This window comes from Halopolyspora algeriensis, assembly GCF_003337235.1.
GTDB lineage: Bacteria > Actinomycetota > Actinomycetes > Mycobacteriales > Pseudonocardiaceae > Haloactinomyces > Haloactinomyces algeriensis.
Map to the genome: position 1 here is coordinate 543,560 of NZ_QPJC01000001.1, position 20,419 is coordinate 563,978.

Here is a 20,419-nt window from a genome sequence, read left to right on the forward strand (position 1 = left end):
ACTCTTCCAAAACCGAACGTGCTTCCGCATCCATCGCATAACAATGTCGCCACATCGTGTTACCGGAGCACCCTGCCGGGCCGCTTCCTGTCACGCACTGCGATCAGTGTCGGTTCTCCACCACACGGTCCTTCCTGCTATCGGCGCATTGGGACCCACAAACACCGAACTGCCGATACTGTGTCGGCGTGAGCAACTCCAAGATCACCGATTCGGATGATGACGCGGTCCCCGGCGTCCTGCGCGTATCGGCCGCTCTGAGCTGGCGCGTGCTCGTCGTCCTCGGCATGTTGTACGTGCTCGGCCAGGTCGTGCGCAGGTTCTACGTCGTCCTGATTCCGGTCGCGATCGCGCTGCTGCTGGCGGCACTGCTGGCCCCCGCCGTGTCCAGGCTGATCCGGATGCGGGTTCCGAGCGCCCTGGCGACCGCGATCGTGATGATCGGCGGACTCGCCGCCGTGGGTGGCGTACTCACCTTCGTGATCAACGCGTTCATCACCGGATTTTCCGATCTGCAGTCCCAGGTGCTGGCAAGCTTCAACCAGATCCAGCAATGGCTGGCCAACAGCCCGCTGCGCCTGAGCCAACAGCAGTTCGACAACTTCATCGATCAGGCCCGGCAGTGGCTGCAGCGCAACCAGTCCGCACTGACCTCCGGCGCCCTGGCCACGGCCACGACGTTCGGGACTCTCCTGACCGGGCTGCTGTTGATGCTGTTCACGCTGGTCTTCTTCCTGCACGACGGCCGCCGGATCTGGCTGTTCCTGCTGCGGATCGTGCCGCGGTCCGCCCGGCACCGGGTCGACATCGCGGGGTCGCGGGGATTCGCCTCGCTGGTCGGCTATGTCCGCGGTACCGCCCTCGTGGCCGTCTTCGATGCGGTGGGGATCGGAATCGGCCTGGCAATCATCGGCGTACCGCTGGCGGTTCCGTTGTCGGCCCTGATCTTCCTCAGCAGTTTCGTCCCGATCGTCGGTGCGATCGCCTCCGGTGCCGTCGCCGTCCTGGTGGCCCTGGTGACCAAAGGACCGATCGCGGCACTGCTGGTACTCGCGGTGGTGCTCGGAGTGCAGCAACTCGAGGGCAATGTGATGCAGCCCCTGATCGTCGGCCGTGCGGTCCACCTGCACGTCCTGGCGGTCGTGCTGGCCGTCAGTGCGGGCGTGGTCCTGGCCGGGATCGTGGGGGCGCTGCTGGCCGTGCCGCTGATGGCCGTACTGAATTCGGCGATCCGATCGCTGGTCTCCGACGAGGACGGGGACACGCAGGTCCGTCCCACCGATTCGCACGAGTCCCTGCCCCCCGAGGAACGGAAGGACCCGGAACCTCCCGAAAAGCCGGCGGTCACACGACACGGAGAAACCCCGGAGTCGGCCACGGGAGGCACGTCAACGGACGAGAGCACGGAAGGCGGCCCCGACGGGGACCGGACGCCGGACGACGGAAACACCGGTGAGCGACCGGACGAGGACCGGTGAGCTCACGCCACGGTGACGGCGTTGCGCCCGCTCGACTTCGCGGCGAGCAGTGCCGCGTCGGCGGCCACCAGCAGGTCCGACAGCTCGTAACCGAATCGCAGTGTGGTGGCGACACCGATGCTCACGGTCAGGTCGTCGAGTACACGCCGGCTGCCGTGGGTGTCCCGCGCAGGCACGGACAGCGAGGCGGTCGACAGCCGCAGCCGCTGTGCGACCGTGCATGCGACGTCGGTGTCGGCTCCCGGTAGCAGCACCACGAATTCCTCACCACCGAAGCGACCGACGACGTCCTCCTTGCGCACACCGCCACGCAATCCCAGTGCCACCGCTGCCAGAACGGTATCCCCCGCGAGATGACCGAGCTCGTCGTTGACCCGCTTGAAGTGGTCGAGATCGAGCAACAACACCGCCGTGGGTTGTGCCCGGGTGCATGCGCGCGACAACTCCACGCGCGCCATCCGCTCCCAGTGCACCGCGTTGGCAAGCCCGGTCTTGCCGTCACGCTGGGCCGAACGTCGCCACTGCGGCAACTGGCAGGCGAGGTCCAGCAGCGCCAGTGGTGGCCCGGCCAGCAGCGCGGCAGCGGGGTAGGAGCTCACCGCGATCGCAATCAGGCCACCCAGGCTGACGGCGACGACGCCCAGCAGCACGTCGATCGGTTCACCCAGCACCTCCTCCCGGCGTGCCGCCGGCTCACGCAACCGCAGCCCGATGGCCACGAGCACCGCGCGGACGAGCAGCAGAACAGCACCTGCGAGTACGAGCAGGGCAGGCTCCCAGCGTGGCTGCTCCCAGCCGACCACCCACCGTGCGGCGAAGACCGCCAAGGTGGTCGAGGCAGTGGTGAACAACCACCGGTACAGCTCCGGCCGTACGTCCAGCACACCGTGCAACGCCGGTCCGAGCAGCAGCAGCACGAGCAGGCTGGGGGGCAGGGTCAGAATTCCGGCCGCCAAGTAGGCGATGTGGACGATCCACGGATTACGCCGCACGTCATGCCGGAGGTGAATCGATACCGACGTCCCGACGATCACCAAGCCGGCCGTGAGCGCGAGCACGGCGAACATCGTGAGGGCACGCGACTCCGGGGGCGGGGTCGTGGCAATGACCACCGCAGCGGTCACCACAGCGATGACCTGCACCAGGAGCACGTAGACCAGTGCCGGTGGGCGCAGCTTCCACAGTGCCCATACCCCCATGGAGCTTTCCACCTCCCCTGCGGCAGCCTCGCACATGGCGAGACTGGGCAGAAGGCCGCCAATCCCATCCATTCGGGTCAAGCAGCCTGCGAAAATACGCACTCTCCGTGCTCGACTCACCGTGAGGGGTTGCCCCCACACGCGTATACGGCACGATAGCGCCGGGAAGGAGCACAGGTTGACCAGCCGACGAGCAGGATCCGCACACCCGGGCGGCGAGCGCGTACCACGACAGGCACCGGCGCAACAGGGTTCCCACGAGGCACCGGACGGCCGATCGCCACTGTGGCGAGCACACAACGGCCTGCGTGCCGTCGCGTTCCTGTATGCCCTGGTGTGGTTCGCCCTGCTGGTGAACGACTACGCGCGGCCGGTACTGGGCTCGATCGTGCTGGTGCTCATGGCGGTGTGGACCGCATTCACCATCCACCGGTACCGGACGCCCAACGGGCGGACGAACCGGCTGGTGCTCATCGACCTGGCCGTGGCCCAGGTCCTGTTCCTGGCCAACGAGTTCGTCCTGACCGAGCAGCAGATGCAGGCCGGGCTGCCCACGGTGGTCACGGTATGGCACGGGTCGATGGTCACCGCGGCTTCCGTGCAGTGGGGCATGCTCGGTGGCGGTGTCGTCGGCGCTGTCGCGGCCCTGTCGAATTTCCTGCTCCGCGGCTACATCGACAGCAACATGTGGATGGACACGGTTCTGCACGTCGGCGCCGGTCTGCTGCTCGGGCTGGCTTCCGACACGGCGCGCACCTCCACCGAGCGACTGAGCAGGGCACTGCGCGCGGAAGCCGCCACAGCCGAACGCGAGCGGTTGGCCCGCTCCATCCACGACAGCGTGCTGCAGGTTCTCGCACAGGTACGAAAGCGCGGTCTTCAACTGGGAGGCGAATCCGCCGAACTCGGACGGCTGGCCGGCGAGCAGGAGGTCGCACTGCGCTCGCTGATGGCCGCGGCCCCGCCCGAGTCGACCGAGCACGACGAGACCGATCTCGCCGCCCGGATCCGGGTCCTCGGCACTGCCGGGGTTCAGGTGTCGGTGCCCGCGACCCCGGTCCTGCTGCCTGCGCCGATGGCATCGGATCTGTTCTCGGTGGTCCGGGAGGCATTGGACAACGTCGATCGGCATGCGGGAGACGATGCGAAAGCGTGGGTTCTGCTCGAGGACCTCGGGCACGAGATCGTCATCAGCATCCGCGACAACGGCCCCGGTATTCCCGAGGGCAGACTGAGCGCGGCGGAGTTCCAAGGCCGGATGGGGGTTGCCCAGTCCATCCGGGGCCGGGTCGAGGACCGGGGCGGGACGGCCACTTTGGACACGGCGCCGGGTGACGGCACCGAATGGGAGATCCGGGTCCCCCGGCCCGGTGATACGAACAGCATCGGACAGGGCACCGCAGGACATCGGCAGAAATCCCCGGGAGCGCAGTGAAGGAGTGACACGATGACCGGGCCGGACATTTCGGTAATGGTGGTCGACGACCACCCGATGTGGCGGAACGGGGTCGCCAGGGACCTCGAAGAACGCGGCTTCGAAGTGGGAGCCACCACCGGGGACGCGGTCTCGGCGCTGCGCATCGCCCGGACGGTGCGACCCGACGTCGTGCTGATGGACCTCAACCTCGGTGACACCTCCGGTGTCGAGGCGACGCGGCAGATCACCCAGGAAATCCCGGGGACACGGGTGCTGGTCCTGTCCGCCAGTGGCGAGCACGGTGACGTCCTGGAGGCGGTGAAGGCGGGAGCGTCCGGCTACCTGGTCAAATCCGCCTCCGTGGACGAGTTGGTGGACGCGGTGCGCCGTACCGCTGTCGGGGATGCGGTGTTCACTGCGGGACTGGCCGGGCTGGTTCTGGGCGAATACCGGCGCATGGCCATTGCTCCGGATGCGGGATCGCAGGCCCCGCAACTGACCGACCGCGAGACCGATGTGCTCCGTCAGGTGGCCAAGGGACTCACCGCACGGCAGATCGCGAGCAAACTGGTGATCTCGCATCGCACGGTGGAGAACCACGTGCAGTCCACGCTGCGCAAGCTGCAGTTGCACAACCGTGTCGAACTCGCCCGCTACGCCATCGAGCACGGGCTCGACGAGGACGGCGCCTTCGGGAAGCAGTAGAGGTCACGGGGCGGCTCGCGTGCCGATGCGGGTAGCGGTCCGGCGCCGCCTCACTGCTGAAGAGCCCGACATCGGCGAGGTCACCGCTCAGGTTGATCACCCCAGCACGGCGTGCACCGCTTCGCGTGCCCGCGCCGGATCCGGCGCGGCGAGTGCTTCCTCGGCAGCCTGCCGGTACACGGCCAGCGAGTGCCCCGCCAGCGCCGATCCCACGGCAGGCACGGATGCCGCCACCATCGACAGGCTGGTCACACCGAGCCCGACCAGCACGCGGGCGAGCAGGGGATCGGCTGCCGCCTCCCCGCACACGCCGACCGGCTTGCCGAGCTCCTCACCGGCGTGCCCGATCGTCGCGATCATCCGGAGCAGTGCGGGCTGCCACGGATCGTTGAGTTCGGCCAGTGCCCCCAGCGTCCGGTCCGCCGCGAACACGTACTGGGCGAGATCGTTGGTTCCGATGCTGACGAAGTCGACGGCTCCCAGAATCTCCCGGATGCTCAGCGCGGCCGCCGGAACCTCGACCATCACCCCGGCCCGCCGGATTCCGGCGGCACGAGCCCGCTCGACGAACCAGATGGCCTCACTCACGGTCGAGATCATCGGCGCCATCACCGCCACCTCGGCCCCCGAGTCGGCCGCGGCCGCCGCGATCGCTTCCAACTGGCGCTCCAGCATCGCGGTCCGCTCGAAGGAGACCCGTACTCCGCGCACGCCGAGTGCCGGGTTCGGCTCGGTACCGGAGTCGAGGAACGGCAGTGGTTTGTCCGCTCCCGCATCCAGCGTGCGTACCACGACCGGCTTACCGGTGAAAGCCGTGAGCACCTCGGCGTAGGCGGACCGCTGTGTATCGACATCGGGCTCGTCGGACGCGGCCAGGTAGCAGAACTCGGTGCGAAACAGGCCCACACCCTGCGCTGCTGCCTCGACCGCTGTCTGCGTGTCGGTCACCGAACCGACATTGGCCAGCACCGAGACCCGCATGCCGTCGGCGGTGGTGCCGATCCCGTTCCATGCGCGATCGGTGACGTGCTCGGCCGCCTCGATCCGGACCGGCCGGTCGGAGACCTCCACGGTCCCGGCTTCCCCGTCGACGACCGCCGCCACGGCGTTGTCCACGGACAGGATGCCGCGTACGGCGACCACGGCGGGGATGCCCAGCGACCGCGCGAGAATCGCGGTGTGGCTGGTCGGTCCCCCTTCCTCGGTGACGAGGGCGAGTACGAGCTCGGGGTCGAGGTCGGCGGTGTCGGCGGGGGCCAGATCGCGGGCGAGCAGCACGCTGGGGCCCTCCAGGGCGGGGACGCCGGGAGGGGCGACACCGAGCAGTTCGGCGATGATCCGATCGCGCACATCGCGCACGTCACGGATGCGCTCGGAGAGGTAACCACCCGCTTCGCGCAGTGCATCGGCGAAGGTGTCGGCGGCTTCCAGAACCGCGCGAGCCGCGGGCAAGGCTTGCTCGGTGACCTGCTGCTCGGCCCGGGAGATCAGAGCGGGGTCCATCGCCATCGCAGCCGTGGTCTCCAGGATCGTCCTCCCGGCACTTCCGGCTCCGGCAGCACGGGTGAACAGGTGGTTCGCGACGGCTTCGGCAGCGGGGCGAATGCGGGTCGCCTCACTGTCCGGGTCCGCGGGAGTCGGCGTGGTGGGAGGGTCGGGCAGTGGTTCGGCCACGCGCACCAGCGGCCCCGCGGCCCTTCCCGAACTCACTCCCACCCCGCTCATTCGCACCATGGTCGGAGACCATACCTGTTTGCGACACTCTCCGACCTGTGGTGACGCCTGGAGGCGACGTGGCCGTACGGACCGGCCGAGACGGTCTTACTCAGCACGGCCGGGCGAGTTCTACTTCGCTCGAACGGAGTAGGCAGGTCATGGTCGGTGAGTAACTGATGAGCAGCCATACGGATCCGCCCGGAGCGGGGGACTCGCATGCTGGAGACATGACTCGACAGCAGGACACCAGGAACGCGAAACCGGACCCCGGCGCCAGAGCGGCCGGATTCCCGGAGTCCCGGAGCACCGCTCCCGAGGAGGGCGTGCGCCCCCGGACCGACGTCCGCTCTCGGGAGACTCACCAGGGCAACAGCACCGAAGGGGGCCCGGTGTCCACGGGTGCCCGCCGACCGGAACTGCTTCACCGGGAGCCGGTGGACACCAGCCGGGCGGGGCCCGAGCAAACTCCGGTCGCCGAGTTCTCCGGGACTGCGTCCCCTTCGAACCCGGAAACCACCGACAGTGCCCGCAACGGGCTGCGGTGGGTGATGAGGGCACCGCTCTCACGCCGTCGCCCCGAGTGCTGTCCCGGCTCGTATCCACGAAGCAGCCGGGCGTTCCGGGACTGCGGCTCGCTGTGGAACTCCGGGCCGGCAATACGCCTTCCGGGACTCCGGTACGCCGTTTGACGTACTGCGAACGGTTCGGCGCCTTCGAACACACCCCCGTTCGGGGTCTTTCGGGGCACGGCACGTCATTGTGGACGGTACAGGCCTCAGACTGGGGTGGTTGCTGCTCGCCGGTCTCGCGCCACCGACGAACAGCAACCGCTGGGGTCGGCCGTAACGCCCCCCGTACGTCCGGCCCCAGCCTCTCGAACCCCGGGAACGGGAACGGCCACAGCAGCGGCCCGGCCCGTCATCCGAGCCACCACGGCCGAAAGCTCGGACCTCGGGCCGAAGTCCCGCGGTATCGCCGCGACCACGGGTTTCTCCGGCACGCGGATTGGTGGTCGCGCGGATTGGTAGAGCCATCTGCTTGGTCACATCGGTCCTCGGGTAGGCGGCACCGGCCGCTTTCTTCCCACGCACGCAATCGGCACCGCCGGGGGATTCCCCTACCCGATCCCTACGCAAGCCAATCCGTGGACTCTCTTACGAGTTGCTTCGGAAGCCGAGAGCGTTGATCGCTCCCTCGACCGCTCCCGGTTTCCGGTCCGGTACCCGTTCGGGGGCGTGTGTATCGGCAGCCTCCACAACCTGGCTCGCCGAGGGGTTCACCGCCGACCACTCGCCGATCACGACGGTCGGTACCGTCTCGTTGCCCTCGGCAAGGGAGCGGACGGTGGCCGCGGCATCCGGATCCTGCCAGATGTCCACCTCGGTGAAGTCCATTCCCCGGCGCCGCAGCCCGGCACGCAACGACATGCAGAACGGGCACCCGGGGCGGGTGTAGACGGTGACTTCCTGCGATCCCATGGATTCAGCCTCCCGGCTTGTGACTCGGCTCATCAGTGGCGGACACGCTCGCGGCCGGCTGCCCGGCCTCGGCCTCACCGGCGCCGACTCGTTTCTGCAGCCGCTTCAACGGGCCCGGCGCCCACCACGAGGCATTGCCCATCAGGGCCAACAACGCAGGCACCAGAATCATTCGTACCACCGTCGCGTCCAGAGCCAACGCGATGATCATGCCGACCCCGATCAGCCGCATCACGGTGACGCTGGAGAAGGCGAAAGCGCCCGTGACCACGATGAGCAGCAGGGCGGCGGCCGTGATCACCCGTCCGGTCTTGGCCAGCCCGGTACGGACCGCCTCCTTCGTGGAACTGCCGTGAGCACGAGCCTCCACCATGCGCGACAGCAGGAACACCTCGTAGTCCGTGGACAGCCCGAACACCACCGAAGCCATCAGCACGGCGATGCCGACCTCCATCGGTGCCGGTGTCACACCGAGCAGCTCGGCACCGTGTCCCTGGACGAAAATCCACGTGAGCGCCCCGAAAGTGGCCGACAGACTCAACACGCTCATGATGACCGCCTTGATCGGCAACAGGACCGAGCCGAATGCCAGGAACATCAACACCAGGGTCGCACCGACCAGCAAAGCCGCGACCCATGGCAGCTTGTCCACGGTCGCCTGCAGGCTGTCCAGGTTCAGCGCCGTCGGCCCACCGACCAGGACGTCGACGCCCTGCGGCGGGGGCAGTTCGCGGATGTCCTCGACGGCCCGGTTCGACGGGGAACTGTAGGGATCTGCGGTGGTCGAGGCCTGCAGGACGACCACATCGCCCTCGGATCCGGCGGGCCGCACCCCGCCGACTGCAGGCACGTCGGCAATCCGGTCGAGGAATCGCTGCACAACCTGCCTGTCGGGTGGTGTCCGCCCCTCTCCTCGCAGCACCACCCTGATGTCGGTGCCCGCCATGGCGGGGAACTCGCGCGCCAGCCTCTCGATCGCCTGCCGTGCCGGGTCGTTCTCCGGCAGGATCCGCTCGTCCGGAGTGCCGAACCGGGCGCTGGTGACGAAGGGGGTGGCGAGCGCACCCAGTACCACCACGATCGGTAGGGCTGTCAACAGCGGGCGCTTCATGACCGCATCGGCGAATCGGCGCCAGCCGCGCTCCTTCCTGCGCTGCTCATCTGCCGCGGCACCGGACTTCCTGCGCCACGGCACGGCGAGCTTGTCGATGCGGTGACCGAGCATGCTCATGACTGCGGGCAGCACGGTCAGCGAGATCACCGCGGCCAGGGCGACCGCGGACATGCCGCCGAAGGCCAGCGACCGCAAGAAGCTCTGTGGAAAGATCAGCAGGCCGCCCAGGGCGATGACCAGCAGGGTTGCCGAGAAGGCCACGGTGCGGCCTGCGGTGGCCACCGAGCGGCCGACCGCTTCCCCGGTGCCCGTACCGGTGGCCAGTTCCTCCCGGAACCGACCGACGAGGAACAGACCGTAGTCGATGGCCAATCCGAGCCCGAGCAAGCTGGCCACGTTCACCGCGAAGACGTTCACCTCGGCCAGCAGCGAGATCAGGTGCAGCAGGCCGAGCGAGCCGAACACGGCCATCCCACCGACGAGTACCGGCAGGGAGGCGGCGACCACACCACCGAAGATGATCACCAGCAGTACCAGCACGATCGGCATCGAGATCGCTTCGGCCACGGCGAGATCTCGGGTTGAGTGCTGCGAGATGGACACCTGGAGCGGGACCTGGCCTGCGACGTCGGTCTCTGCTCCCGCGACGCCGAACCGCCCCTGCAGCTGCCGGTAGGCCTCGTTCTCGGCATTGATGTCGGCACCGGCGAGGTCGATCAGGGCCAGTCCACTGGTGTGTTCCGGGTTGGCCAGTTGCGGATTCTGCGTGTGCCAGTAGGAGTTGACCCCCTCGACGGGACCGTCGGGAAGGTCGGTCAGAGTCCGCTCGATCCGCGCGGCGATCTCCGGGTCGTCGATGGTACGGCCGGAAGGCACGCTGTAGATGACGGTGAGGTCCCCGCTTTGCGCGTCGAGCACACTCCCGGCGATCTCCGCTACCCTCGCGGCTTCGCTGCCGGGGGTTTCGTAGCCACCCTGACTCATCCGGTCGAAGACACCGAGCCCCCACACCCCGCCGGCGACGACGGCGAGCAGCATGAGGAACACCACCGGAACCCGGTGGCGGTGCGCGAAGGATCCCCAGCGAGCGAACAATTCCGACCTCCGGATCCGTGGTGGGCGCCCGGTGGAACGACTACGGTGAGGTGAATGCCGTGAACTAAGTAAACGCCGTTCACACCGTACTGCTCACGGCAGTGGGCAGCGAATCGCAGCGAACACCGGATGGGGTGACACATGGCCGAAGTCACTCGGCGCGAGCGGCTCCGCGCGGCGACGGAACTGGAGATCCGCCAGCACGCGCATCGGCTTCTCGTCCAGCAAGGCCAGGATGCCGTGACCCTGCGCGCCATCGCTCGAGAACTCGGCATCACAGCCCCGGCGCTCTACCGGTACTACGGCTCCCGCGAGGACCTGCTCCGCAGGCTCGGCAAGGACATCTGCACCGACCTCGCCACCGAACTCGACGGGAAATTGGACTCGGTGGGGTCCGATGACCACCTGACCAAGGTGTTCACGGTCTGCCGCGGCTTCCGGCAGTGGGCACTCGCCCACCCTCGCGAATTCGCGCTGGTCTTCGCCTCTCCCACCGGCGAAATCGGCGGTGACGAGCAAATCCGCCAGGACGAGTTCGGCAGTGTCTTCCTGGGAATCCTCGGGCCCCTGATGGCCGAGGGGGCCTCCCTGGCGAGTTCCGAGCAAGCACCGGCGGACATCGGGCCCGAGTTGGCGACCAACCAGGAAGCACTGGCCAGCGCGTTTTCCCACGAGGGCATCGAGATGCCCCCCGAAGCGCTCGGTCCCGATGCGGTCCACTCACTGCTCCGCTGGTGGGCGCGTCTGTACGGCCACGTCGCCCTGGAAGTGTTCGGGCGCTTCCCCTTCGACATCAGGAAGGCCGACCGATTGTTCGAATCGATCCTGTCCGAGCTCGCCCACGAGGCCGGACTCGGCGAGAGCTGACCGCCGGATCTCGGTCCGGCATCGGCCTGCCGCACCGAGATCCAGCCGCGCAAGGCGCGTTACAGCTCCACCTCCAACCCCAACAGCCGGAGCCGGAGCAAGGCGTCCGGTTCGGACGAAGGGGGCGGGGTGGTGTCGTCCTCATCCGGGGGTTCCTCACCCTCGGCAGGGGGTTCCTCACCCTCGGCAGGGGATTCCTGGTCCTCGGCAGGGGGTTCCTGGTCCTCGGCAGGGGGTTCCTGGTCCTCGGCAGGGGGTTCCTCACCCTCGGCAGGGGGTTGCCCGCCCTCGGTCGGCGGTGTGGGTTTCTTCGTGGACGAGTCATCAGGCTTCGCACCGCCGAGCCGCTCCTTCCCGGCCTGCTCCCGCGTGGAGGAATCACCGGGATTCCCTTCCACGATCGAGCCGGGATCCTCGTCGGTTTCCGTGGAGCCGGAATCCTCGGTCGGCATCGGTGCTGTGATACCGGCCGGAGCACTCCGGTCATCCGACGATGCCGGGGGCGGCGCGGGAACGGAAGTCGGCGTGGAGGGTGCGGCCACCGGCGGGCGACCGGGAGAGGTCGGCGACACCTGTGGCAGCGGCCCTCGCGGTACGGCGAGGGAAGTTTCCGTGGAGTGCCGCGGAAACTCCGTCGACGACACGGCACTGTCCTCCGACATGGAGGGCACCACCCTGGTCATCAGGGTGACCGTACCCGCGACTCCGGAACCGGCCAGCAGCGCCAGCAAAGCAGCGGTGGGAACGGAGTGACGCATGGGAGCCCTCATAGCGGCGCAACATACCAACATCGAGCGGCCACACCGAAGTCGCCGTGCGTGAGATTCCTCTCCTGGCACGCCGGGAGAGCCGAGTGATCACGTTCCGAGATCCACCGTGCACACAACGAGGCGAGTGATCCCTCGGACGCCTTCCGAAGACCCACTGATACGGGATCTCGGGATCGGAACAACCACCCGGCCACGTCCGAGAAGCCTCTCAGTCCCGAGGGCGGTCGTGAGCCCGCTGAGCCTCCTGGCGGGCGGATTCGGCACCGGTGGCGATCGGGGCCGTCAACCACTGACGCGGGATGCCGAACGCCTCCACGAGGGAGACGGCGTGCGGCCGGATCTGCTGGCACAACGTGTTCACCGCCTCGGTGACGGCCTTCGATCGGCGCGTGCCGATCCGCTCGTGCTCGAGGAACCATCCACGATCTTCTTCGATGTTGGACAGCACGTACAGATCGCACAACCGTTCCAGCACAGAGGCCATGTCCGGATCGGCACAGCGCTCGATGCCGGCGACGAACGCCTCGAGCACGACGCGGTCCACGTGCACGCGCGCCGCTCGCAGCACGTGGTCCTGGGCGTTGTTGAACACCTCGAACGGGTCCGCGTCACCTCCGGTCGCTCGGCGCAGGCGCCGCGCGAGAGCGTCCAGGACGTGCTTCTCGCGATCCTCGAACAACCTGAGCTGCCAACCGCGGTCGAAGATCTCGTCCTCGTCGTCCCGGCCGGGCGCGGCGTCGACCAGCCGCTGGACCAGCCTCCGGGCTGCCGTGCGCTCGATCACCGTGCCGACGAACTGGTCGGCGACGTAGCGAGCCAGACCGAGGGTGCCGAGATCGTCGAACTGGTCCCGGTAATAGGTCAGCAGGCCCTTGGCGACGAGCTGGAGCAGGACGGTGTTGTCTCCCTCGAAGGTGGTGAACACGTCGGTGTCGGCCTTGAGCTGTGGAAGCTGGTTCTCCGAGAGGTACCCGGCACCGCCGCAGGCCTCCCGGCACGTCTGGATGGTCCGGCTGGCGTGCCAGGTGGTGACCGCCTTGATCCCTGCTGCCCGCGACTCCAGCTCGCGCTGGGCGCGTTCGTCGTGTTCCTCGGCGTTGTGCAGATCGTGCAGGGTCGAGACGAGCTCCTCCTGGGCGAAGTGCAGGGCGAATGTCGTCGCCAACGCCGGGAGCAATTTCCGCTGGTGGCCGAGGTAGTCGAGTACCGGAGTCTCGTCACCGGTGCCGGGGTTCTCGAACTGTCTGCGCGTATCGCCGTAGCGCAGGGCGATCTCCAGCGCGAGCTTCGTCGCACTGCCCGCTGTCCCCGCGACCGAGATCCGCCCCCGGATCAGCGTGCCGAGCATGGTGAAGAACCGCTTGTTGCGCCCCTCGATCGGGCTGCGGTAGGTACCGTCCGGTTCGACGTCCCCGTAGCGATTGAGCAGGGCCTCGCGGGGCACCCGCACGCGGTCGAACAGGATGCGACCGTTGTCCACACCGTTGAGGCCGGCCTTGTGGCCGCAGTCGGAGATGTGCACACCGGGTAGTGGATGCCCGTTCTCGTCGCGGATCGGCACCATCAGCGCATGCACCCCGTGGTCCTGCCCGGCGGTGTGCAGCTGCGCGAACACCACGGCCATGCGACCGTCCCGTGCGGCGTTGCCGATGTAGTCCTTGCGCGCCGACTCGTGCGGGCTGTGGACGACGAACTCCTCGGAATCCGGATCGTAGGTCGCCGTGGTGCGCAGGCTTTGCACGTCCGAACCGTGCCCGGTCTCGGTCATGGCGAAGCAGCCGGGCAGTTCCATGTTCATGATCGGCTCGAGATACCGGCTGTGGTGCCGCTCGGTGCCCAGGGCCACCACGGCACCACCGAACAGGCCCCACTGCACGCCGCCTTTGACCATCAGCGACAGGTTCCCGGCCAGCATCTCCAGCGAGATCACGGAACCGCCGGTGTCGCCCTTGCCGCCGTACTCGCCCGGGAATCCCAGCCGGGGGATCCCGCTTGCGGCCAGGCGGTGCAACTGGTCGAGGATGAGCTTCCGGTGGCTGTCGACATCCAGGCCATCGCCGGGGGGCAGTTCCGTGTCCCGCAGGGTCTCGCGTACCTGCACCCGGACATCGGCCCAGCGCCCGTCCAGTACCTCGCCGAGTTTCGCCGCGTCGAATCCTGCGGGCATCCTCGGGATCTGCATCGGCCTCTCCAGTCCAGTGTGGGGAACGCTCCGGCCGGAGCGTTCCCCACCCAGACTAGTTACTCACCGGTAACTTCACCATGTGATGCCCGTCCCCCGCGGAAGGCGACTCAGCCGACAACGTTGACCAGGCGGCCGGGCACGACGATGACCTTGCGCGGCTCCTTGCCGTCGAGAGCCGCCGCGATCTTCTCGTCGGCCAGCGCAGCCTCCCGGATCTCGTCCTGCCCGGCCGAGGCGGCCACGACGGTCCTCGAGCGCACCTTGCCGTTGAACTGGATCGGGTACTCGACGGTGTCTTCGACCAGGTACTGCTCATCGGCCACCGGGAACGGCCCGTGCGCGAGTCCGGCCTCGTGCCCCAGCCGCGACCACAGCTCCTCGGCCAGATGCGGTGTCAACGGCGCCACCATCAGCACCAGCGCCTCCACGACCTCACGCGGGGTGCCCGCAACGGCGGAGTACTCCTTGGTGACCCGATTGTTCAGCTCGATCAGCTTCGCCACGGCCGTGTTGAACCGCAACTCGCCGTAGTCCTCCCGGACCCCGGCGATCGTCTTGTGCAGGGCACGCCGCATCTCGAGATCGGGTTCGATGTCGACGGCCCGCAATTGCCCGGTGTGCTCGTCGATGATGTTGCGCCACAGCCGTTGCAGGAACCGGTGCGATCCGACGACGTCCTTGGTCGCCCACGGACGCGAGGCTTCCAACGGACCCATCGACATCTCGTACAGGCGCAGCGTGTCGGCGCCGTAGGCATCGGCCATCTCGTCCGGCGAGACCGAGTTCTTCAGGCTCTTGCCCATCTTCCCGTACTCGCGGGTGACCTCCTGACCGTTGTGGAAGAACTTTCCGTCGCGCTCTTGCACTTCTTCGGCGGGAACGTAGACCCCGCGCGAGTCGGTGAAGGCGTAAGCCTGGATGTAGCCCTGGTTGTACAGCCGCCGGTAGGGCTCCTCCGAGGAAACGTGCCCGAGGTCGTAGAGGACCTTGTGCCAGAACCGCGAGTACAGCAGGTGCAGCACCGCGTGCTCGACACCACCGACGTAGAGATCCAGACCACCCGGGTCGTCGGGGCCGTGCCGATCCGGACGCGGGCCCATCCAGTACCGCTCGTTGTCCGGGTCGACGAACCGCTCGTCGTTGTCCGGGTCGATATAGCGCAACTGGTACCAGCAGGACCCCGCCCACTGCGGCATGACGTTGTTGTCCCGCTCGTACTTCCGCAGGCCGTCACCGAGATCCAGCTCGACCGCGCCCCAGTCGCCGGCCCGCGCCAGCGGCGGCTCCGGCTCACTGTTCGCGTCGTCGGGATCGAAGGTGCGCGGCGAGTAGTCGGCGACCTCGGGCAGTACCACCGGGAGCTGATCCTCGGGCAGCCCCAGCGGGGTGCCGTCGGAGTCGTAGACGACGGGGAACGGCTCCCCCCAGTAACGCTGGCGGGCGAACAACCAGTCCCGCAGCTTGTATTGCACACTGCCCGAACCGTGCCCGTGCTCCTCCAGCCAGGAGATGATCTCCTTCTTGGCCTCCTCGACGTCGAGGCCGTTCAGGCTCAGGCCGGTGACCTGCGAAGACGAGTTGATCGCCGGGCCGTCCCCGGTGTAGGCCTCGCCCTCGAAGTCCTGGGGCGGCTCGACCGTGCGCACGATCGGCAGCCCGAACACGCTCGCGAAGTCCCAGTCGCGCTGGTCCTGGCCGGGCACCGCCATGATCGCTCCGGTGCCGTAGGCCATCAGCACGTAATCGGCGATGAACACCGGGATCGACTCGCCGTTGACCGGATTCGTCGCATGGGCACCGGTGAACACGCCGGTTTTCTCCCGGGTTTCCTGCCGGTCCAGCTCGGATTTCATCGACGCCGCATGCCGGTAGGCGGCGACCGCTTCGGCCGGACTCGCCGCACCCTGCGTCCAGCGCTCGTCGGTGCCTTCCGGCCAGCCCTGGTCCTCGCCCCGGGCGGCGATCAGCTCGTCGACCAGCGGGTGCTCCGGTGCCAGCACCATGTAGGTCGCGCCGAACAGGGTGTCCGGACGGGTGGTGAACACCTCGATGCCGGAGGTCGAGCCCGGCAGCTCGAACACGACGTTGGCACCCCGCGAGCGGCCGATCCAGTTGCGCTGCATGGTCTTGACCTTCTCCGGCCATTCCAGCCGGTCCAGATCATCGACCAGTCGATCGGCATAGGCGGTGATCCGCATCATCCACTGCTTGAGATTGCGGCGGAACACCGGGAAGTTGCCGCGCTCACTGAGCCCCTCGGCGGTGACCTCCTCGTTGGCCACGACCGTGCCCAGCCCGGGGCACCAGTTCACCGGCTCTTCGGACAGGTACACCAACCGGTAGGAGTCGAGTACCGCTCGCTGCTCGGCGCGGGTCAGGTCTCCCCACGGCCGACCGTCGGGAGTGGCCCGCTCGCCGGACTCGAACTGCTGCTCCAGCTCGCCGATCGGGCGGGCACGTCCCTTGCCGTCGTCGGCGTCGAAGTCGTACCAGGCGTGGAAGATCTGCAGGAAGATCCACTGGGTCCACCGGTAGAAATCGATGTCGGTGGTGGCGATGCGCCTGCGCTCGTCGTGTCCGAGACCGAGGCGGCGGATCTGGCTCAGGTACCGCTCGATGTTGTTCTCGGTGGTCGTGCGCGGGTGCGTACCCGTCTGCGCCGCGTATTGCTCGGCGGGCAGACCGAAGGCGTCGAACCCCATCGTGTGCAGCACGTTGCGGCCCAGCATCCGGTGGAAGCGGGCGTAGACGTCGGTGCCGATGAAGCCCAGCGGGTGGCCGACGTGCAGGCCGGAACCCGACGGGTAGGGAAACATGTCCTGAACGAAGAGCTTCTCCGCTCCGGAGGTGTCCCCCTGCAACGACCCCGAGGGGTTCGGGGTGTGGAAGGTTCCGAGTTCCTCCCAGCGCTGCTGCCAGCGTCGCTCGATCTCACCGGCCATCTCGGCCGTGTACCGAAACGACGGGACTTCCTCGGTACCGGACCGGTCCGCCCTGCCGTCGGCCGAGTTCTCTGCCGCGCCACTCATCGTGTGCGTTCCTTCCCTCATCGCCCGAAACGCGCGCCTGGTTCGGCCCCTGGACCTGTCGAAGGTGCCGCCCCCGAAAAGTCGAAAACCCCTCAGCCTTACGGGCGTGAGGGGTTGCCGCGCCGACCTGTCCGCTCGCAAGATCCGGCTTTCGCGGGAGCGGTCAGCGCGGCCACGCAAGAAGCAGTCGGGCCGTACTCACGCGCCCAGGGTAGCGCGTACGCCACTACCGCCCGGAACCAGGGAACTCCTCCTCCGAGGAGTGTTAACAACATGAGCGCATTGCATTGCGCTTGGCCTGTAGTGGCCTGCCGGATACCGTGATCGACAACAGCGGCCATCGCGACAACGGGGTGAGCACACAGGGTGCGACGAAGCTCCGGCGAAACGAAAAATACCCCGGACGGCTTGCAGCTCGAGCTGATGCTGCAGAGGCGAATCCGGGGTCTACACCGTCAGCTTAGCACGATCTCAGCGCCGTACGACAGCTACCTTGCGGAGGACAGCGTGCACACCGCCTCATCCGATTGGATCAACAGGGCGAACGGAGCTCCATCGCCCCCTGCACCGACGACATCGTCGCCAAGCTCACGCTCGGGTTCTGGATCTCGTTGCTCAGTCGCGGTCGAGCATATGATCGTAGGTTCTGGGTCCCGGTACTGCACAAGGCCTTTCCCCACTACTCGGGTCCCCGGCGACCGCTGCACAGCGAGCTGGAGGATATCCGCAAACTGCGCAACCGGATCATGCATTACGAACCGATCTTCGAATACGATCTCCACTCCTATCGAGCCGGGATCTACCGGCAGCTCGGTCATCTTTCGCCGGTCATCGCCGACCGAGTCCGGCCGCTCGATCGAATACCGGAGGCACTGGTCCGGTATGGCGAGGTGTGGAACGGAGACGAACGACCGGACGGCAACGAAAGTGACGATCTGCGATGACCACTTCTGAAGGCCACATCTCGATGGCCGATATCGCACGCCTGGCCGAGGTCAAACCGGCTGCGGTCAGTAATTGGAGACGGCGCTCGCCGGGCTTCCCGGACCCGGCGAACACCGTCGATGGTGAGCAGTTTGCCGTCGACGATGTGGCCGCCTGGCTCGATGGCCGCAAGATCCCGAAAAACGCACTCAAAGCCGGCGAGCCGCTGGATGCCGAATACGGGCAGCGGTTCCGAAGGAATCTCGACTCGGCGGGCATCGTGGTTCCACGGCAGCCGAATGCTCCGGAAACATCCGCATCGAAACCTGGGGACTTCCTCCGGGGGTTGTGGCAGGAGTTGGACGGGTACCGCAATTATCTGGAAGCACCCTTCTATCGCGATCTGGTCCTCGGACTGCTCTACCTGCGAGTCCACGACACCTTCCGCTGGCGTGAGCTGGCAGTGGCTTCGTCCCGTGGAGAACCGCAGCGAATCCGGGAAGTGCTGACACAGGCGACGGATGACCACCGATCCACGCTTCCCGACCTTGTCGATCCGGCGCAACTCGAATCACACGCACAAGCGACCGGGCTGGCCGACATCGTCCACCTGCTGAATCAGGTACAGCCACCGGATGCGGTGAGCGGTACCGACACCGACGCCCACCGGCTCTTCGAATTCCTGCTGGAGCGGCTCGCCACCACCGACAGATTTCACGGGGAGTTCCACACACCATACTCCGTGGTACGCACCATGGTCGAACTCGTCGAACCGCGTACCGGTGAAAGAATCCATGATCCATGTTGCGGTACAGGCAGCCTGCTCACCGGTGTGGTGAAGTTCGTTCGGGAGCACGGTGGGAGTGCATCGGAGTTGTCGGTTTCCGGCCACGCACTCACGGAGTCCTCACGGAAACTGGCAGCCATGAACCTGTCCGTGCACGGCGCTGACGCCGAACTCGGCCCCGGGGCGGTACACGCTCTTCACGATGCCCCCGAAGGAGATCACGACTTCGACGTGATCGTGTCCAACCCACCGTTTGCCATGCAAGACTGGTTCCGGGGAGACCCTGCCGGCGATCCACGCTGGCGCTACGGCACTCCACCAAAGGACAGGGCTAATTTCGCCTGGCTCCAGCACAGCATCGCAGCACTCGCTCCGGAAGGACGTGCGGCGATGCTCATGCCCGAGGGGGCCTCCTTCCGCAGAGGACGGGAACGTGAGATTCGCGCCGCGATGGTCGAAGCCGGAGCGGTCGAGGCCGTCGTCGCGTTGCCTGGTCAGCTCTTCAAAGCCACAGGGATATCGGTCAGTGTCTGGGTGCTCAAGAAGCCGGAGGACAAGAGTCCGGAGACGGTGTTCCTCCTCGACGCAACCGGTATGGGACGGATGGTCGAGCGCACCCGTCGAGCTCTCGCTGATGAGGAAATCGAGCGGATTGCCGACCTGTACCGAAAGTTTCGTGCGGGAAGTGCTACCGCAGAATCAGGGCTCTGTCGAGCAGTGCCCATTGCCGAAATTCGTGAGCACGAGTACCTCCTCTCCCCACGGGGATACCTCAGCGATGCGGCAGCCGAGGTCACTCCCTCCAACGCCGCCACAGCAACACGTGCCCACCGCAATGACCTGGTAAGACTGTCCAATCTGCGCACAAGCGCCGACACGGAAGCCGAGCACCAGCTGAATCGGATCAGCTCGCGCATGGGCGATGACTCGGAACCATGGGAGCAGGTGACACTGGGTGAAGTCTGCGATGTGCTTTCCGGCCCGGGGGGAGCAGTCGGAAAAAAGTTCGAGTATTCAGCCGGAGGAACATCGGTCATCAAGCCCAAGAACATCCGCGACAACCGCCTCATCACCGAAGACGTGGACAAAGTCGATCCTGACACTGCCGAGAGATGGTCCCGGTATCGACTCGCTGCCGGTGACGTGCTGTGTGTGCGAACCGGCACGTTGGGTCGCCAGGCCCTGGTCGACGCGGAGCACGCCGGGGCATTACTCGGAACCGCCTGTTTCCGGTTACGTCCACGAGGTCCGATAACAGGTCGGTACCTCACTTATTGGCTCGGCACCCCACCGGCACAGGACTGGATCGCCGGTAACGCGCCGGGAACGACCGTTCCCAGCCTGAATGCCCGAATGCTGCGATCCATGCCCGTCGCGCTCCCCCCGCTGCGGACACAAGAAGCGATCGGGGAGATCCTCGGGGCACTGGACGACAAGATCGCGGTATACGAGCGGATCGAGCAATCCACCGCCGAACTCCGCGATTCCCTGACAGCACTGCTCGGTACAGGGACATTCCCGTTGGACGAGTAGCCGGGCGCCTCGGCGCAACGACCGCTGAGTCACCGAAGCGACGAGTACAGCCGCGCAGATTCCGCCCGGTAAGGAACCACAGCCGGCTTGCCTGCCGCTCGCACTTCATGAGGAAGAGCACA

General features: G+C 67.1%; 15 protein-coding genes. 8 read left to right on the forward strand and 7 right to left on the reverse strand.

Annotation, left to right across the window (positions count from 1 at the left end; translation table 11 throughout):
• The first annotated feature begins 188 nt into the window (after window positions 1-188).
• Window positions 189-1,478, forward strand: a complete 1,290-nt coding sequence (locus DFQ14_RS02660) for an AI-2E family transporter (protein ID WP_114451360.1) — start codon at window positions 189-191, stop codon at window positions 1,476-1,478.
• Between the two features lie 2 nt (window positions 1,479-1,480).
• Here DFQ14_RS02660 and DFQ14_RS02665 read toward each other — a convergent pair whose 3' ends face one another.
• Window positions 1,481-2,677 (reverse strand): diguanylate cyclase, encoded by a 1,197-nt coding sequence (locus tag DFQ14_RS02665; RefSeq protein WP_114451361.1) that lies wholly within the window; start codon window positions 2,675-2,677, stop codon window positions 1,481-1,483.
• Between the two features lie 178 nt (window positions 2,678-2,855).
• Here DFQ14_RS02665 and macS point away from each other — a divergent pair, with 178 nt between their 5' ends.
• Together macS and DFQ14_RS02675 are read left to right on the forward strand one after the other, a co-directional pair.
• On the forward strand, window positions 2,856-4,112 hold the full coding sequence (macS, locus tag DFQ14_RS02670) for a MacS family sensor histidine kinase (RefSeq protein WP_246195761.1): 1,257 nt from the start codon (window positions 2,856-2,858) through the stop codon (window positions 4,110-4,112).
• A gap of 12 nt (window positions 4,113-4,124) precedes the next feature.
• Window positions 4,125-4,799, forward strand: a complete 675-nt coding sequence (locus tag DFQ14_RS02675; protein WP_114451363.1) for a response regulator — start codon at window positions 4,125-4,127, stop codon at window positions 4,797-4,799.
• A gap of 96 nt (window positions 4,800-4,895) precedes the next feature.
• On the opposite strand, the gene ptsP is transcribed toward DFQ14_RS02675, so the two are convergent.
• On the reverse strand, window positions 4,896-6,524 hold the full coding sequence (gene ptsP, locus DFQ14_RS02680; protein ID WP_114451574.1) for a phosphoenolpyruvate--protein phosphotransferase: 1,629 nt from the start codon (window positions 6,522-6,524) through the stop codon (window positions 4,896-4,898).
• 218 nt (window positions 6,525-6,742) lie between these two features.
• On the opposite strand from ptsP, the gene DFQ14_RS21620 reads away from it, so the two are divergent.
• Window positions 6,743-7,204, forward strand: a complete 462-nt coding sequence (locus DFQ14_RS21620) for a hypothetical protein (protein WP_141921380.1) — start codon at window positions 6,743-6,745, stop codon at window positions 7,202-7,204.
• A 465-nt stretch (window positions 7,205-7,669) separates the two neighbouring features.
• On the opposite strand, the gene DFQ14_RS02690 is transcribed toward DFQ14_RS21620, so the two are convergent.
• A complete protein-coding gene (locus DFQ14_RS02690; protein WP_114451365.1) occupies window positions 7,670-7,993 on the reverse strand; it encodes a glutaredoxin family protein in 324 nt (107 codons plus the stop codon).
• A gap of 4 nt (window positions 7,994-7,997) precedes the next feature.
• Window positions 7,998-10,145 (reverse strand): MMPL family transporter, encoded by a 2,148-nt coding sequence (locus DFQ14_RS02695; RefSeq protein WP_114451575.1) that lies wholly within the window; start codon window positions 10,143-10,145, stop codon window positions 7,998-8,000.
• Window positions 10,146-10,343: 198 nt separating this feature from the next.
• On the opposite strand from DFQ14_RS02695, the gene DFQ14_RS02700 reads away from it, so the two are divergent.
• Complete coding sequence (locus tag DFQ14_RS02700) at window positions 10,344-11,069, forward strand: TetR/AcrR family transcriptional regulator (protein ID WP_114451366.1); 726 nt, start codon at window positions 10,344-10,346, stop codon at window positions 11,067-11,069.
• A gap of 59 nt (window positions 11,070-11,128) precedes the next feature.
• On the opposite strand, the gene DFQ14_RS02705 is transcribed toward DFQ14_RS02700, so the two are convergent.
• On the reverse strand, window positions 11,129-11,521 hold the full coding sequence (locus DFQ14_RS02705) for a hypothetical protein (protein WP_114451367.1): 393 nt from the start codon (window positions 11,519-11,521) through the stop codon (window positions 11,129-11,131).
• A 160-nt stretch (window positions 11,522-11,681) separates the two neighbouring features.
• Here DFQ14_RS02705 and DFQ14_RS21755 point away from each other — a divergent pair, with 160 nt between their 5' ends.
• Window positions 11,682-11,822, forward strand: coding sequence for a hypothetical protein (locus tag DFQ14_RS21755; protein WP_158546640.1), 141 nt, complete (start codon window positions 11,682-11,684; stop codon window positions 11,820-11,822).
• A 225-nt stretch (window positions 11,823-12,047) separates the two neighbouring features.
• Here the strand turns inward: DFQ14_RS21755 and DFQ14_RS02715 are convergent, their stop codons facing one another.
• Together DFQ14_RS02715 and leuS are read right to left on the reverse strand one after the other, a co-directional pair.
• Window positions 12,048-14,021 carry an acyl-CoA dehydrogenase family protein gene (locus DFQ14_RS02715; RefSeq protein WP_114451369.1) on the reverse strand — a complete coding sequence of 658 codons (1,974 nt, stop codon included), beginning with the start codon at window positions 14,019-14,021 and terminating at the stop codon, window positions 12,048-12,050.
• A gap of 110 nt (window positions 14,022-14,131) precedes the next feature.
• Window positions 14,132-17,053: a leucine--tRNA ligase gene (leuS, locus tag DFQ14_RS02720; RefSeq protein WP_114451370.1), complete on the reverse strand. Its 2,922-nt coding sequence runs from the start codon at window positions 17,051-17,053 to the stop codon at window positions 14,132-14,134.
• A gap of 527 nt (window positions 17,054-17,580) precedes the next feature.
• Between leuS and DFQ14_RS02725 the strand changes: the two genes are divergently transcribed.
• Together DFQ14_RS02725 and DFQ14_RS02730 are read left to right on the forward strand one after the other, a co-directional pair.
• Complete coding sequence (locus DFQ14_RS02725) at window positions 17,581-17,997, forward strand: hypothetical protein (RefSeq protein WP_114451371.1); 417 nt, start codon at window positions 17,581-17,583, stop codon at window positions 17,995-17,997.
• A complete protein-coding gene (locus DFQ14_RS02730; RefSeq protein ID WP_114451372.1) occupies window positions 17,994-20,297 on the forward strand; it encodes an N-6 DNA methylase in 2,304 nt (767 codons plus the stop codon). Before DFQ14_RS02725 ends, DFQ14_RS02730 begins: the two co-directional genes overlap by 4 nt.
• Window positions 20,298-20,419: the final 122 nt, after the last annotated feature.

Bases quoted from the DNA above. Each gene is read 5' to 3' on its own strand.
- DFQ14_RS02690 (WP_114451365.1), bottom strand. From the start codon at position 7,993: ATGGGATCGCAGGAAGTCACCGTCTACACCCGCCCCGGGTGCCCGTTC.
- DFQ14_RS02700 (WP_114451366.1), top strand. From the start codon at position 10,344: ATGGCCGAAGTCACTCGGCGCGAGCGGCTCCGCGCGGCGACGGAACTG.
- DFQ14_RS02695 (WP_114451575.1), bottom strand. From the start codon at position 10,145: ATGCTGCTCGCCGTCGTCGCCGGCGGGGTGTGGGGGCTCGGTGTCTTC.
- DFQ14_RS02715 (WP_114451369.1), bottom strand. From the start codon at position 14,021: ATGCAGATCCCGAGGATGCCCGCAGGATTCGACGCGGCGAAACTCGGC.
- leuS (WP_114451370.1), bottom strand. From the start codon at position 17,053: ATGAGTGGCGCGGCAGAGAACTCGGCCGACGGCAGGGCGGACCGGTCC.
- DFQ14_RS02675 (WP_114451363.1), top strand. From the start codon at position 4,125: ATGACCGGGCCGGACATTTCGGTAATGGTGGTCGACGACCACCCGATG.
- DFQ14_RS02705 (WP_114451367.1), bottom strand. From the start codon at position 11,521: ATGCCGACCGAGGATTCCGGCTCCACGGAAACCGACGAGGATCCCGGC.
- ptsP (WP_114451574.1), bottom strand. From the start codon at position 6,524: ATGAGCGGGGTGGGAGTGAGTTCGGGAAGGGCCGCGGGGCCGCTGGTG.
- DFQ14_RS02730 (WP_114451372.1), top strand. From the start codon at position 17,994: ATGACCACTTCTGAAGGCCACATCTCGATGGCCGATATCGCACGCCTG.
- DFQ14_RS21620 (WP_141921380.1), top strand. From the start codon at position 6,743: ATGACTCGACAGCAGGACACCAGGAACGCGAAACCGGACCCCGGCGCC.
- DFQ14_RS02665 (WP_114451361.1), bottom strand. From the start codon at position 2,677: ATGGGGGTATGGGCACTGTGGAAGCTGCGCCCACCGGCACTGGTCTAC.